Raw genomic sequence first — 12,841 nt, forward strand, 5'->3', positions numbered from 1 at the left:
GGTCAGTCGTCCGAGGGCCCCTCTTGGGGGGTGGTGCCAGGTACACCCCCGGTCCGCGCCAGCAACTCCGCCTCGACTTCCGGATCCAGGCCCGTGCGGGTACGGTCCGGGCGCTGCGGCGCGCTGCCGCCGATCTCCGTCAGCCACCGCCAGGTGTCCGCGACGGTCTCGCCCACCGGCCGGCACACCAGCCCCGCGGCCACCGCCCGCGACACGTCCGCGCCGTGCACGGCGTCGTGCGTCTCGCCGCCCGGCGGCACCCACACCGGCAGCTCGGTCCACGGTTCGATACCGGCCTCCAGGATCGCCTCCGGGTCGGTCCAGCGCAGTTCCGCGTCCGCGCCGGTGACCCGCAGGCACGCCTGGAGCAGCTCGCCCATGGTGGTGTGGCCGGGCGGGCTCACCAGGTCGTACGGCCCGGACAGCCCGTGTTCCAGCGCGCCGAGCAGCCACTCGGCGAGGTCGCGCACGTCGACGTAACTCACGGGCAGGTCGCGCGGGCCGGGCGCCAGGACCGGGCCGCCGCGGGCGATCCGGGTCAGCCACCAGGGCAGCCGGCCGACGTTCTCGTACGGGCCGAGGATCAGTCCGGCCCGGACCAGCAGCGAGTCCGCCGCGCCGAAGGCCTCCACGGCGGCCAGTTCCCCGCCGCGCTTGTCCCGCGCGTAGTCCGTCGCCCCGGCGTCCGCGGCCGCGCCCCCGACCAGCGGGGCGTCCTCCGCGCCGCCGCGCGGCCAGGGCCAGGCGTACACCGACCGGCTGGAGACGTACGCGTACCGTCCGGCCCGGCCGCGCAGCAGCCGGGCCGCCTCGTGCACGGCGCGCGGGGCGGCCGACCAGGTGTCCACCACGGCGTCCCAGCCCCCGCCGTCGTCCGCCGCGAGGGCGGCGAGGCCGTGGGGCGCGGTGCGGTCGCCGTGCAGCGACCGCACCCCGGCCGGGGGCTGGTGCCGTCCCCGGTGGAAGACGGTCACCTCCCAGCCGCGTCGAAGCGCGGCCTCCACCACGGCCCGTCCCACGAACTCCGTTCCGCCCAGCACGAGAAGTCTCATGCCGGGGATCGTGCCCGGTCCGGGCGGTGGTGGCGCGGGGCTCTGCCGAGGGCAGAGCGGGGCCCCGGCACCCGGCTCGCACCCGAAGCGCACGGCCGGCGGCCCGGCACCGAAGCCCGGCGACCGCCCTCGGCCCCGCCGGGGCCGTACGGACGGTGGTGCCAGGACTGTGGCAGTCGGCGTCCGGCCGGAGGCGGATCGTCAGCGGGCGGTCGGCGGGGTGTACTTGTAGCCGACCCGGCGCACCGTCTGGATCGCCTGGCGGTGCTCGGCGCCCAGCTTGCGGCGCAGCCGGGCGATGTGGACGTCGACGGTGCGGCCGTCGCCGACGTGGCCGTAGCCCCACACCGTGGTGACCAGCTGGTCGCGGGTGTGCACCCGGTGCGGGTGCGCCACCAGGTGCGCCAGCAGCTCGAACTCCAGGTAGGTCAGGTCGAGTTCACGGCCGTCGACGCTGGCGGTGCGCCGCACGGGGTCGATCCGCACCAGCGGTTCGGTGCCGGAGGCGGCCTCGGTGTCCGGCTGGTCCGGGACCGCGACCGGCAGGAACGGGGGCCGCTGGTCGGCCGGGACCAGCACCAGGTAGCCGACCATCGGCGGCTGGCCCGGCAGGGTCGGCAGGGTGTGCTGCGGCGCGGGCAGCCAGGTGGCGCCGGGCGGCAGGAAGTCCGCGACGTCCACCACCTCGTCCCGGTCGACGGCGCGCAGCCGGTGCCGGGTGCCGTTCGCGGCGGGGGCGGACAGGGTGGCGGTGGACAGGGAACGGGTGGTCGCCATGAGAGGTCAGCTCTTTCGCGCGAGAGGTTCGTCGGAAGGTGCGGCGGCCGCGATTCGTGGTCGGGCGCGCCGGAGGACGTACGTCGTTCCGCGCTGGCCGAAGGCCGGGGTGTACGGCTTTAGAGGGCCCGCGCGTTCCTCGCGGGGCGACACACACGGTCGAAGTCGTGGTGCTGACGGGAAGGCCAGAACGGCTCAAGGTCGTGGCGACCCGTCGCGGTGATCTGCTGGAAGCCGTTCATGCGCCCATTGAAGCAGAGGCGTGCGCCGGGCAGGAGTCATCTCTCACTGCTTGGACGCTTCCTTGGCGTGAAATTGACGTTGCGTCCACCCGGGACCCCGGCTTTACGCCCTGGTCAGCGCCCTTCCGCGGCCCGTCGGTGGCCGGATCACCGTCTCACTCCTCGGACGGCGGCGGGGCGGATCAGGGCGTGCACGCGCGCGAGGGGCGCCCGCCGTCACGGCGGGCGCCCCTCGGACGCGTCGGTACGGATCAGACCTGGCCGGCCTTCTCCAGCGCGGTGCAGCAGGTGTCCACCAGCAGGCGGGTCACCACGTACGGGTCGACGTTGGCGTTCGGGCGGCGGTCCTCGATGTAGCCCTTGCCGTCCTTCTCGACCTGCCACGGGATGCGGACCGAGGCGCCGCGGTCGGAGACGCCGTAGGAGAACTTGTCCCAGGGGGCGGTCTCGTGCAGGCCGGTCAGCCGCTCGTCGATGCCGGCGCCGTAGCTCTTCACGTGGTCCAGCGGCTTCGAACCCTCGCCGAGCGACTCGCACGCGGTGATGATGGCGTCGTAGCCCTCGCGCATGGCCTTGGTGGAGAAGTTGGTGTGCGCGCCCGCGCCGTTCCAGTCGCCCTTGACCGGCTTCGGGTCCAGGGTCGCGGAGACGCCGAAGTCCTCGGCGGTGCGGTACAGCAGCCAGCGGGCCACCCACAGCTGGTCGGAGACCTCCAGCGGGGCGAGCGGGCCGACCTGGAACTCCCACTGGCCCGGCATGACCTCGGCGTTGATGCCGGAGATGCCGAGACCGGCCTTCAGGCAGTTCTCCAGGTGGGCCTCGACGATCTCCCGGCCGAAGATCTCGTCGGCGCCGACACCGCAGTAGTAGCCGCCCTGCGGGGCCGGGAAGCCGCCCTCGGGGAAGCCCAGCGGGCGGGAGCCGTCGAAGAAGGTGTACTCCTGCTCGATGCCGAAGACCGGCTCCTGCGCGGCGAACCGCTCGGCGGCCTCGGCCAGCGCGGCGCGGGTGTTGGACGGGTGCGGCTTCATGTCGGTGTCGAGGACCTCGCACAGCACCAGCACGTCGTCGCCGCCGCGGACCGGGTCCGGGCAGGTGAAGACCGGCTTGAGCACGCAGTCCGAGGAGTGGCCCTCGGCCTGGTTGGTGGAGGAGCCGTCGAAACCCCAGACCGGCAGCGCGTCGAGACCGGCCGGGGCACCCGCGATGATCTTCGTCTTGGAACGCAGCTTGGCCGTCGGCGCGGTGCCGTCGATCCAGATGTACTCAGCCTTGAAGACCACGGGGCCACATCCTTCGGGGGTGGGTCGGGTGCACGCGCGTTGCTGCGGCGCTGCGGCACCGGTGCGCCGCTCGATCTGCCGGGCAGCCTGTCAACAGGCCGTTTCCCGTCCATTGCCCGTCCGTGAACCCCGTGTTACCTGGTCATTCCGGGTCCCGGCTCACCTGGTGAGGCCGCGCCGGGTGAGGTGCCGGCCGCTCACCGTCCGCCGGCGGCGGCCTCCCGTACGCCGGTGAGGAAGTCCCGGATCGCCGCGAGCTGGTGGTCGTCACAGCCGCGCAGCAGCTCCACCGAGCGCTCGATCAGCGGTCCGAAGAAGGCCCAGCCGAGCTCCACCGCGCGGTCCTCCACCTCGATCACCACCCTGCGCCGGTCCCGCTCGCCGCGCACCCGGCGCACCAGCCCGGCCCCCTCCAGCCGGTCGACGAGCGCGGTCGTGCCCGCCGAGTTGAGCCCGAGCACGCCACCGAGCCGCCCGGCGCTCATCTCCTCGCCCGCGCGGCGCGCGTCCATGAGCGCGATCAGGGCGCGCACGTCCGTGGGGTGCATGCCGTTGCGGTGTGCGAACCGGGCGCTGTGCAGACCGAGTTCGACGGTGGTGGCACGCAGCAGGTGGACGATCTCCAGCGCGGCCCCCGGGGCGGGGCCGGACGGGGTGGACACGGGGGGCCTCCCGGCTATCATCTCGCTCGGCGAATATCTTGCTGAGCGAGATGATAGGGGGAGCCGCCATGGCCGGACACGACCGGGAGGCGTACCGGGTTGCGTACGACAAGGTGATGGCGAAGTGGCCCGACGGCCGCGAGACGCTGAGGGTCGCCACGCCCTTCGGCGAGGCCCACGTCACCGTCTGCGGCCCGCGTGACGCGCCGCCGCTGCTCCTGCTGCCGGGCGGCGGCGGAGCGACCTCGGCCTCCTGGTACGCGCAGGCCGCCGGCCTTGCCGGGATCCGCCGGGTGCACGCCGTGGACCTGCCCGGCGGGCCCGGCCTGAGCCGGGCCGGCGACCGCCACCCCCGTACGGTCGCCGACCTGGCCGACTGGCTGGACGCCGTCCTGGACGGACTCGGTGTCTCCGCGACCGACCTCGGCGGCCACTCCTACGGCGGCTGGATCGCCCTGCACCACGCGCTGCGCGCGCCGGCTCGGGTGCGCCGTCTGTTCCTCCTGGACCCGACCCGGTGCTTCGCCGGGTTCAAGACGGCGTACCTGCTGCACGCGCTGCCGATGCTGCTGCGGCCCGCACCCCGCCGGATCCGCGCCTTCCTGGAGTGGGAGACCGGGGGAGCGGCGCTCGACCCCGACTGGCTGGCCCTCCAGGAGGCCGCCGCCGGTTTCCCGGCCGCGAAGCCGGTGACCGGTCCCCGGCCGGCTCCGGAGGCCTTGCGCGCCCTGCGGGTGCCGGTCCTGCTGCTCGTGGCCGCGAACAGCAGGACCCATGACCCTCACGAGGTGGTGGCGCGGGCCGGTGCGCTGCTGCCGCACGTGGAGACGGCCGTACTGCCGGACGTCTCCCACCACGCGCTGCCGCAGACCGCGCCGCCGGCCCTGGTCCGCCACCTCACCGGTTTCCTGTCGGCTCCCTGAGCCTCACCCCACCTTCTCGATCACCGCGCGCCTGATGAGGAACTTGCCCGGTTCCCGGACCTGTTCGAAGGCGGCGTTGTTGAGCAGGACACAACTCCCGGAGACGGACGTCACCTTCACCGTGGTGGACTTGTTGTTGTCCAGGTTGGTGACCTTCAGGGTCGTCCCCGCCGGGAACTGGTTGCTGGACGCGGCCGGGGCGCCGCCCTCGCCGGAGAGCGTCACGGTGGAGCCCTTGCACACCTGCTGGCCGGCACCCTGCTGGGCGCCTCCGCCCTGCTGCGCACCCCCCGCCTGCTGGCCCGCGCCCTGCTGGCCCGCGGCCTGCCCGGCGTCGCCGCCCTGCGCCGCCTGGGAGCCCTGAGCCGACTCCCCAACGGTGCAACCGGACGCCTTCTGCTGGACCTTGATCTGCTCGACGACCGCCTGCCGGTTGGCGATCCGGGCCGCCGACTGCGCGTCCGGTTTCGCCTTCTGGTCCGCGATGAACCTCTCGTTGTTGCCGAGGGCCGTGGCCAGCCCCTGGCAGACGGTCGAGTCCCCGGCGGACAGCGTCCTGGCGCCTTGCGGGCTCTGCGCGGCGTTGGAGGTCGTCGCCAGGGCGAAGGCCCCGCCGCCCGCCACCGCCGCGGCGCCGACGAGCAGCGCGAGCTTCTTCTTCGTACCGAGAGTTCTCCTGCGCGACATGCGCGCCTCCTGAAGAGGTAGGGGAGCGTACGCCGCTATGTACGAGATACCGAACGTGGTTACTCAGCGGTTACGGGAGTCGCTGAAGTGACCTGTGTCACGCCGCGGGTGAGCGGCCGTCAGCCCTTGCCGCCGTGGGAGATGGCCTCCCGCACGGCCTCCTCGCTGCGGGCCACCAGCGCCGTGCCGTCGTCCGCGGTGATGATCGGACGCTGGATCAGCTTCGGGTGCTCGCTGAGCGCGGCGATCCAGCGGTCCCGCGCGCCCGCGTCCCGCGGCCACTCCTTGAGCCCCAGCTCCCGGGCGACCGGCTCCTGGGTGCGGGTGATGTCCCACGGTTCGAGGCGGAGCCGGTCCAGTACGGCCCTGATCTCGTCGGCGCTCGGCACGTCCTCCAGGTAACGGCGGACGGTGTACGCGGCCCCCTCGGCGTCCAGCAGACCGAGCGCGCTGCGGCACTTGGAACAGGCCGGATTGATCCAGATCTCCATGCCGCACACGGTACGCGAAAACCGTTCGGCACCCCCGTCACTGGAGCCCCGAAAACCCTTGTGGCCAGGGGCTTTTGTCAGTGGCGGCCCGTAGAATAGAAGCAGTGTTCGAGGGTGCGCGCCGGACCCCGGTGCGTCGCCCTGACCGCGACAGGAGGATGCCCGTGCCCGCTGCCGCCCTGAAGCCGAAGCCGTTGCCGACCCAGTCCACCGCCCAGCGTTCCGTGCTGTTCGACTCGCCCTACGAGCCCGTGGCGAAGCGACCGCTGCCGGCCGGACGGCCGCGCGAGTGGTACGTCACGCACAACCGGCGTCTGAAGGCCATGCGCCTGGCCATAGCCCTGCTCGACTCCGGCGTGTACCTGCCGGACCAGGCCCGGAATGAGACGATCCGCGGCACGGCGGAGCGGATCGGGATGCGCCCGCCGTCCGACACCACGTGCCACATGGTGCGGGCGCTGATGCGTTACTCGCGCTGAGCCGGCCGTGCTGCCGGGTGCCCCGCGTCACCGGCGCGGGGCACCCGGCACCGTCACGCCGTCCCAGCGCCCCAGCGCACCGTCACGCCGTCAGTTCCCGCTCCAGCGGAGTCCGGAAGCGCGGGGTGATCCGGGTCGCGCCCAGCCAGCCGCGCAGCCGCTCCGCCTCCGCCGCGACCTCGGCCGTGGCCTCCCGGCGGACGCCCTCCTCGGGAATCCGCCAGACGATCCCGCCGTCCGCGCGCTGGGCCCAGCCGCCCACCACGCGGCCGTTCCACCACACCGTCGGACCCACGTTGCCGCTGCGGTCGAAGAGCAGGGGGCGCAGCGCCGGGTCCAGGTACCAGTCGCGCTGCTGCCAGGCCATGGCCGTGGGGTCCAGGGCGGGCAGCAGCGCCGCCCACGGCGCCCCGGGGTCCGTCACCGGCTCCGCGTCCCCGGCGTCGACGTATCCCGTCCCCTCGTCCAGGGCGACCTCTTCGGCGCCGATCGCGGCCAGCGCCCGGCGGACCTCCCGGAGCGTCCAGCCCGTCCACCACTTCAGGTCCGCCTCGGTGGCCGGCCCGCACGCCCGCAGCCAGTGGCGCAGCAGGTCCGCCTGAGCCGCGGCCGGGTCCAGCTCGGGGTGGGGCGGCGCCGGCGCCCAGCGGAACTGGCTCGACGTCCAGGAGCCGAGCGGGCGGCCCCTGACCACCTTGCCCTCCACGCCGAGCACGCGCAGCAGGCGGGTCGAGACCGTGTGGACGCCCTCGTAGCTCTTCCCGGCCGCGTGGACGAACCGCTCGCGCAGGCGCGGCTCGTCCGCGGCCAGCTCCGCCGCCGTCGCCTGGCCGCGCCGGGCCAGCGCGGCGAGCGTGGCCTCCTCGACCTCCGCCAGCCACGCCGCGTCGGGCGCGCCGGCCAGCGCCATGTCCCGCAGCAGGGACGCGCGCTCCCGGGAGGCCACCGTGAGGCCCGTCGAGGCGTGGACGACGGCCGTCAGGGCCGCCGGGAACACGAACACCGTGTGCCGCATGCCGTGCATCCGCACCAGCGTGCGGTCCTCGTACAGCGCCCGCTCCGTCTGCGGCACCGCCTTCGCGGGGTCGGTCAGCCGGGCGGCCACCGCCAGGTGCACGGTCGCCGGGTCCGAGCCGTGCAGGGCGACCAGGGAGGCCGCGACCTCCTCGGGCGTCACCGCCCGCGCCGCCCCGGCCAGCCGGTGCCGCACGGCAAGCCGGGTCCGCCGTTCCACCCCGTCGACGTACCGCCGTCCCTCCGCCATACCGGCCTCCCCTTCGGCTCGCGATCCGTTCCCGCCATGGTCGCCGGTGCCACCGACACCGCGCGGGCGCCCGGTGGAAACGGTCCCGCGCCCCCCGGAAAACGGGATGCACGCACCGTCACGGTCTCCCTACGCTGAGCGAACCCGCGTACGTCCCCCGACTCACCCCAGGAGGTCCGCCATGCGTGGCATTCTCGCGGCCGGGACCGTCGTCCTGGTGATCCTCGGAACCGGCGACCACCTCTGGTGGCTCGCCGCCGTCGCCCTGCTGTACCTGTACGCGACACACGGCCGCGGCTCGCCCGGCACCACCCCGCCGGCCGGCCCCGGCACCGGCGCCCCGCCCGACAGCTACCGGGCGTACCGGGACCGCCGGGACCGCCAGGCCAGGTGGGAGCGCCGCTACCGCCGCGAGCGGCCCTTCGAGGCCCGGCGGCAGGAGCGGGACAAGAGCCGGAAGTGAGCGGGCTCCGGGGCGTCGCCGGCCGTCACAGGCCGGGGGCGCCCCACACCGGGAACCAGCGGCCGAGGTCCTGCTCGATCCGCAGGTCGCCGTCGAGCGTGGCCTTCAGCTGGAGTTCCAGCGCGGTGTCCCGCCGCTCGGCGGAGCCGGGCAGCGGGGCGAACGGGTAGAACGTGCCGCGTTTGTAGAGGTAGACGAGCGCCAGCTTCCGGCCCGCGCCGTCGGTGAACCCGGCCAGCGAGCACAGCAGCTGCGGGCCGAAGCCGTTGACCTCCAGCGAACTGTTCACGGCGTGCAGATCGTTGACCAGCTCGGGCAGCCGGTCGGGCGAGCGCCGGGACACCAGCCAGGAGTAACCGTAGCCGTCCCGGCGCAGTTCCACCGGCGGTCCGGTCCGGTCGGTGTCCGCGTCCAGCAGCGCCTGCACCTCGCGGTGCATCTGCTCGAAGGCCGCGCCCTCCACCGTGGCGAAGCACACCGCCCCCTCCCCGGTCGGCGTGAAACCCGCCGCCGCCTCCAGCGTCACGGCCGCCGACGGCAGCGCGAAGAGCTGGTCGAGATCGGGCGCCACCGGTTGCGTACGGCCCAGCAGGATGTCCAGCAGCCCCACAGCTCAGCCCGCCTTCCCCGGGGTGGCGGGCTCGCCCAGCTCCGCCGAGATCCGGCTCAGCTGCTCCAGCCGCTGCTCCAGGGTCGGGTGCGTGGAGAAGAACCGCTCGATGCCGGGCTCCCGGCCGGTCGCCGGGGTGAAGTAGAAGGCGTTGAACGCCTGCGCCGTGCGCAGATCCTTGGTGGGGATCCGCGCGATCTCCCCGGAGACCTTGGTGAGCGCCGCCGCCAGCGCGGAGGGCCGGCCGGTCAGCTGCGCCGCGGCGCGGTCGGCCGCCAGCTCCCGGTACCGGGACAGCGACCGGATCAGCAGGAAGCTGATCGCGTACACGGCCACCGAGACACCCAGGACGGCGGCGAACACCGCGGCCGTGTTCTGGTCCCGGCGGCCCGCGCCGAAGGCCTGGGAGTAGAAGGCGAAGCGCACGACCAGGCCCGCCAGCACCCCGAGGAACGACGCGACCGTGATCACGGCGACGTCCTTGTGCCGCACGTGCGACAGCTCGTGCGCGAGCACGCCCTCCAGCTCCGCCGGCTCCAGCCGGCGCAGCAGCCCGGTGGTCACGCACACGACCGCGTGCTCGGCGCTGCGCCCGGTCGCGAACGCGTTCGGCATGTCCAGCTCGGACACGGCGACCACCGGCTTGGGCAGGTCCGCGATCGCGCACAGCCGGTCGACCACGGCGTGCAGCCCGGGGTACTCCTCCCGCTCCACGACCCGCCCGCGCATGGCGAACATCGCGATCCGGTCGGAGAACCAGAACTGCGCCACGAACAGCGCCCCGATCAGGACGGCGACCAGCACCCAGGACTTCAGCAGCACGATCAGTGCGGCGACGAAGCCCACGTACAGCAGCCCGAGCAGGAACAGCGTGAGACCCATGCGCACGGTCAGTCGCCGATCGCTCCGGAACCGGCTCCGCATCTTGCATCACCCCGAAAGTCAGGCACTCGTCCCGCTGTCCAGTGTGCACCTGCGCATGCCCATGAAGCGGTCCGGAACCGCTCTAGGCGGGGCAAAGGGTCAGTAGGGGGAACGCATCTGCGCATACCCCAGCAGCACGATGACCGCCGCCACGCAGCCGAGCACCACGGCCGTCGAGACCCAGGAGGACCGGCGCGGGGCCGGGTCCGGGTCGGCGCGGAACGGCGCCGGATTCGGGGGGGTCTCCTTCCAGCGGGCGGCGAGCATCCGGGCCCGGGCGGAGGGCTCCTTGTGCTCGGCGGAGTTCGCCCACCGGTGATCGAACTCGCGCTCCCAGTCGTCTTGTTCCGGCATCCCCGTTCAACCTCTCTCGTCCGACACGATCCGGAGGGATGATCCCCCGACAATAGGAAGTCTGGGAAGCGCGAAAGGTTGCACGGGGGCGGGACGTGGTCCGGAGTGTTTGTGCCGGGGCAGGGAAGGGGTCACAGCGGGAGGGAGGACAGGAGACGGCCGTGACCTTCCTCGCGATCTTCCTACTCATCGTCGGTACGCTCTTGGTCCTGATCGGGGCGCTTGTGGTCCTCGTCGGGACGTTCCTGATCGCCATCGGGGTGGCCTTGATCCTCGCCGGGGCGGCCCTGATCGTAGTGGGCACGTTTCTGCTGGTCCGCAGACTTCTCGGCGCTGATCGAACACGGTCCCGCTCCTGGTGATCGCGGCGCGGGCCCGAAAAAGGCCGTCGGCCGTGCCCTTCCACGCGGGAAGGACACGGCCGACGGCCCACAGACGGCCCAGGGGAGCGGTTGCCCGCTCTTACCTGGGGCGGCATCACACGTCGAAGTACAGCTCGAACTCGTGCGGGTGCGGACGCAGCTGGAGCGGGGCGATCTCGTTCGTGCGCTTGAAGTCGATCCACGTCTCGATCAGGTCGGACGTGAACACGTCGCCCTGGAGGAGGAACTCGTGGTCGGCCTCCAGCGCGTCGAGGACGGCGTTCAGCGAGGTCGGGACCTGGGCGACGTTCGCGTGCTCCTCGGGAGCCAGCTCGTACAGGTCCTTGTCGATCGGCTCGGCCGGCTCGATCTTGTTCTTGATGCCGTCCAGGCCCGCGAGGAGCAGGGCCGAGAAGGCCAGGTACGGGTTGCCGGAGGAGTCGGGCGCGCGGAACTCGACGCGCTTGGCCTTCGGGTTGGAGCCCGTGATCGGGATACGCATCGCGGCGGAGCGGTTGCGCTGCGAGTACACCAGGTTGATCGGCGCCTCGAAGCCCGGCACCAGACGGTGGTAGGAGTTCACCGTCGGGTTGGTGAAGGCCAGCAGCGACGGGGCGTGCCTGAGGATGCCGCCGATGTAGTAGCGGGCGGTGTCCGACAGGCCCGCGTAACCGGCCTCGTCGTAGAACAGCGGGTCGCCGTTGCTCCACAGCGACTGGTGCACGTGCATGCCCGAGCCGTTGTCACCGAAGATCGGCTTCGGCATGAAGGTCGCGGTCTTGCCGTTGCGCCAGGCGACGTTCTTCACGATGTACTTGAAGAGCTGAAGGTCGTCGGCGGCGGCGAGCAGGGTGTTGAACTTGTAGTTGATCTCCGCCTGGCCGGCCGTGCCCACCTCGTGGTGCTGGCGCTCGACCTTCAGGCCGGACCGCTCCAGCTCCAGGGAGATCTCGGCGCGCAGGTCGGCGAAGTGGTCGACCGGGGCCACCGGGAAGTAGCCGCCCTTGTAGCGGACCTTGTACCCGCGGTTGTTCTCGACGGCGCCGGTGTTCCAGGCGCCCGCCTCGGAGTCGATGTGGTAGAAGGACTCGTTCGCGGAGGTGGCGAAACGGACGCTGTCGAAGACGTAGAACTCGGCCTCGGGGCCGAAGTACGCGGTGTCCGCGATCCCGGTCGACGCCAGGTAGGCCTCCGCCTTCTTCGCCACGTTGCGCGGGTCACGAGAGTACTGCTCGCCCGTGATCGGGTCGTGGATGAAGAAGTTGATGTTGAGGGTCTTGTCGCGGCGGAACGGGTCCACACGGGCGGTGGACAGGTCGGCGCGCAGAGCCATGTCGGACTCGTGGATGGCCTGGAAACCACGGATCGACGATCCGTCGAAGGCCAGCTCCTCGTCCGGGTCGAACGCCTCAACGGGCACCGTGAAGTGCTGCATGACGCCCGGCAGGTCGCAGAAGCGGACGTCGACGAACTTGACGTCCTCGTCCGCGATGAACTTCTTGGCCTCGTCGGCGTTCTGGAACATCCAGCTCCTCCTACTCCCGACCGTCCTCGCCGGGGTGGTAGATCGTTCGTGCGGCCAGTGCGGTGGCACACGCTGGTCTCGACCCTAGGGACGGGTGATTTCTCGGGCGTGACCCGTTTGTTTCGCAGAAGTTAACCGGCCACCTGTCCACCGTAGCCCTGACACACCCCTGTGCGTAGTGCCCGAAACCGGGCACAGTACCGTGGAGGCGTGGACAACAGGCAGGCAATCGGATCGTGGCTCTCCGGACCGCGCGCGGCCCTGGAAGAGGCGGGCGCCGATTTCGGGTACCGGGGTGAACAGCTCGGCCTCCCGGAGCACGGGCCGAACTCGGTCGCACGCCCCGGACGGCGCCTGGGCGCGCTCGCCGTGGACTGGGCGCTGTGCGTTCTGATCGCATACGGCCTGATCACGGACGGCTACCGAGCCCCCGCCACCAGTAACTGGGCGCTCGGTGTCTTCTTCGTCATGAGCGTCCTGACCGTCGGCACGGTCGGCTTCACCCCCGGCAAGCGGCTCTTCGGCATCCGGGTCGTGGCCCTGCGGACGGGCACGGTCAACCCCGGGCGCGCCCTGCTGCGCACGGTCCTGCTGTGCCTCGCGATCCCCGCCCTGATCTGGGACCGCGACGGCCGCGGCCTGCACGACCGGATCGCGCAGACGGTCGAGGTGCGGATCTGACGGAGCGCCCCCGCCGCGGAGGCCGCTCGCCCGCGGCCGGTCGCGTCCGCGGGGCCGAGCCG

16 protein-coding genes are annotated in these 12,841 nt (G+C 72.6%); 5 read left to right on the forward strand and 11 right to left on the reverse strand.

Annotated features, from left to right (window positions below):
• Positions 1 to 2: 2 nt before the first annotated feature.
• The 4 genes from LG395_RS28250 to LG395_RS28265 form a co-directional block, all read right to left on the reverse strand.
• Positions 3 to 1,052 carry an NAD-dependent epimerase/dehydratase family protein gene (locus LG395_RS28250; protein ID WP_225811662.1) on the reverse strand — a complete coding sequence of 350 codons (1,050 nt, stop codon included), beginning with the start codon at positions 1,050 to 1,052 and terminating at the stop codon, positions 3 to 5.
• Positions 1,053 to 1,253: 201 nt separating this feature from the next.
• Positions 1,254 to 1,829: a winged helix-turn-helix domain-containing protein gene (locus LG395_RS28255; RefSeq protein WP_171156950.1), complete on the reverse strand. Its 576-nt coding sequence runs from the start codon at positions 1,827 to 1,829 to the stop codon at positions 1,254 to 1,256.
• Positions 1,830 to 2,322: 493 nt separating this feature from the next.
• The gene (glnII, locus tag LG395_RS28260; RefSeq protein WP_225811663.1) at positions 2,323 to 3,354 is read right to left on the reverse strand and encodes a glutamine synthetase; all 1,032 of its coding nucleotides are present in this window, start codon (positions 3,352 to 3,354) and stop codon (positions 2,323 to 2,325) included.
• Between the two features lie 197 nt (positions 3,355 to 3,551).
• Entirely contained in the window at positions 3,552 to 4,016 is a 465-nt protein-coding gene (locus LG395_RS28265) for a MarR family transcriptional regulator (RefSeq protein ID WP_225811664.1), read from the reverse strand.
• A 68-nt stretch (positions 4,017 to 4,084) separates the two neighbouring features.
• On the opposite strand from LG395_RS28265, the gene LG395_RS28270 reads away from it, so the two are divergent.
• On the forward strand, positions 4,085 to 4,939 hold the full coding sequence (locus LG395_RS28270) for an alpha/beta fold hydrolase (RefSeq protein ID WP_225811665.1): 855 nt from the start codon (positions 4,085 to 4,087) through the stop codon (positions 4,937 to 4,939).
• 3 nt (positions 4,940 to 4,942) lie between these two features.
• On the opposite strand, the gene LG395_RS28275 is transcribed toward LG395_RS28270, so the two are convergent.
• Positions 4,943 to 5,626: an SCO2207 family protein gene (locus tag LG395_RS28275; protein WP_225811666.1), complete on the reverse strand. Its 684-nt coding sequence runs from the start codon at positions 5,624 to 5,626 to the stop codon at positions 4,943 to 4,945.
• Positions 5,627 to 5,745: 119 nt separating this feature from the next.
• Positions 5,746 to 6,117, reverse strand: coding sequence for an ArsC/Spx/MgsR family protein (locus LG395_RS28280; RefSeq protein ID WP_225811667.1), 372 nt, complete (start codon positions 6,115 to 6,117; stop codon positions 5,746 to 5,748).
• A 164-nt stretch (positions 6,118 to 6,281) separates the two neighbouring features.
• On the opposite strand from LG395_RS28280, the gene LG395_RS28285 reads away from it, so the two are divergent.
• Positions 6,282 to 6,596, forward strand: a complete 315-nt coding sequence (locus tag LG395_RS28285) for a hypothetical protein (RefSeq protein WP_059263820.1) — start codon at positions 6,282 to 6,284, stop codon at positions 6,594 to 6,596.
• A gap of 82 nt (positions 6,597 to 6,678) precedes the next feature.
• Here the strand turns inward: LG395_RS28285 and LG395_RS28290 are convergent, their stop codons facing one another.
• Positions 6,679 to 7,860: a winged helix DNA-binding domain-containing protein gene (locus LG395_RS28290; RefSeq protein WP_225811668.1), complete on the reverse strand. Its 1,182-nt coding sequence runs from the start codon at positions 7,858 to 7,860 to the stop codon at positions 6,679 to 6,681.
• A gap of 181 nt (positions 7,861 to 8,041) precedes the next feature.
• Between LG395_RS28290 and LG395_RS28295 the strand changes: the two genes are divergently transcribed.
• The gene (locus LG395_RS28295; protein WP_171156964.1) at positions 8,042 to 8,323 is read left to right on the forward strand and encodes a hypothetical protein; all 282 of its coding nucleotides are present in this window, start codon (positions 8,042 to 8,044) and stop codon (positions 8,321 to 8,323) included.
• Positions 8,324 to 8,348: 25 nt separating this feature from the next.
• Here LG395_RS28295 and pspAB read toward each other — a convergent pair whose 3' ends face one another.
• From pspAB to LG395_RS28310, 3 genes are all read right to left on the reverse strand, one after another.
• Positions 8,349 to 8,933: a PspA-associated protein PspAB gene (gene pspAB, locus LG395_RS28300; protein ID WP_225811669.1), complete on the reverse strand. Its 585-nt coding sequence runs from the start codon at positions 8,931 to 8,933 to the stop codon at positions 8,349 to 8,351.
• 3 nt (positions 8,934 to 8,936) lie between these two features.
• Positions 8,937 to 9,857: a zinc metalloprotease HtpX gene (gene htpX / locus LG395_RS28305; protein WP_171156968.1), complete on the reverse strand. Its 921-nt coding sequence runs from the start codon at positions 9,855 to 9,857 to the stop codon at positions 8,937 to 8,939.
• 99 nt (positions 9,858 to 9,956) lie between these two features.
• A complete protein-coding gene (locus tag LG395_RS28310) occupies positions 9,957 to 10,211 on the reverse strand; it encodes an SCO2583/SCO2584 N-terminal domain-containing protein (RefSeq protein ID WP_225811670.1) in 255 nt (84 codons plus the stop codon).
• Between the two features lie 161 nt (positions 10,212 to 10,372).
• Here LG395_RS28310 and LG395_RS28315 point away from each other — a divergent pair, with 161 nt between their 5' ends.
• Entirely contained in the window at positions 10,373 to 10,573 is a 201-nt protein-coding gene (locus LG395_RS28315; protein WP_225811671.1) for a hypothetical protein, read from the forward strand.
• A gap of 115 nt (positions 10,574 to 10,688) precedes the next feature.
• Here the strand turns inward: LG395_RS28315 and glnA are convergent, their stop codons facing one another.
• Positions 10,689 to 12,098, reverse strand: a complete 1,410-nt coding sequence (glnA, locus tag LG395_RS28320; protein ID WP_171156973.1) for a type I glutamate--ammonia ligase — start codon at positions 12,096 to 12,098, stop codon at positions 10,689 to 10,691.
• A gap of 210 nt (positions 12,099 to 12,308) precedes the next feature.
• Between glnA and LG395_RS28325 the strand changes: the two genes are divergently transcribed.
• A complete protein-coding gene (locus tag LG395_RS28325; RefSeq protein ID WP_171156975.1) occupies positions 12,309 to 12,779 on the forward strand; it encodes an RDD family protein in 471 nt (156 codons plus the stop codon).
• Positions 12,780 to 12,841: the final 62 nt, after the last annotated feature.

The sequence above is a fragment of the Streptomyces spinosus genome (genome assembly GCF_020400655.1).
Lineage (GTDB): Bacteria > Actinomycetota > Actinomycetes > Streptomycetales > Streptomycetaceae > Streptomyces > Streptomyces argyrophylli.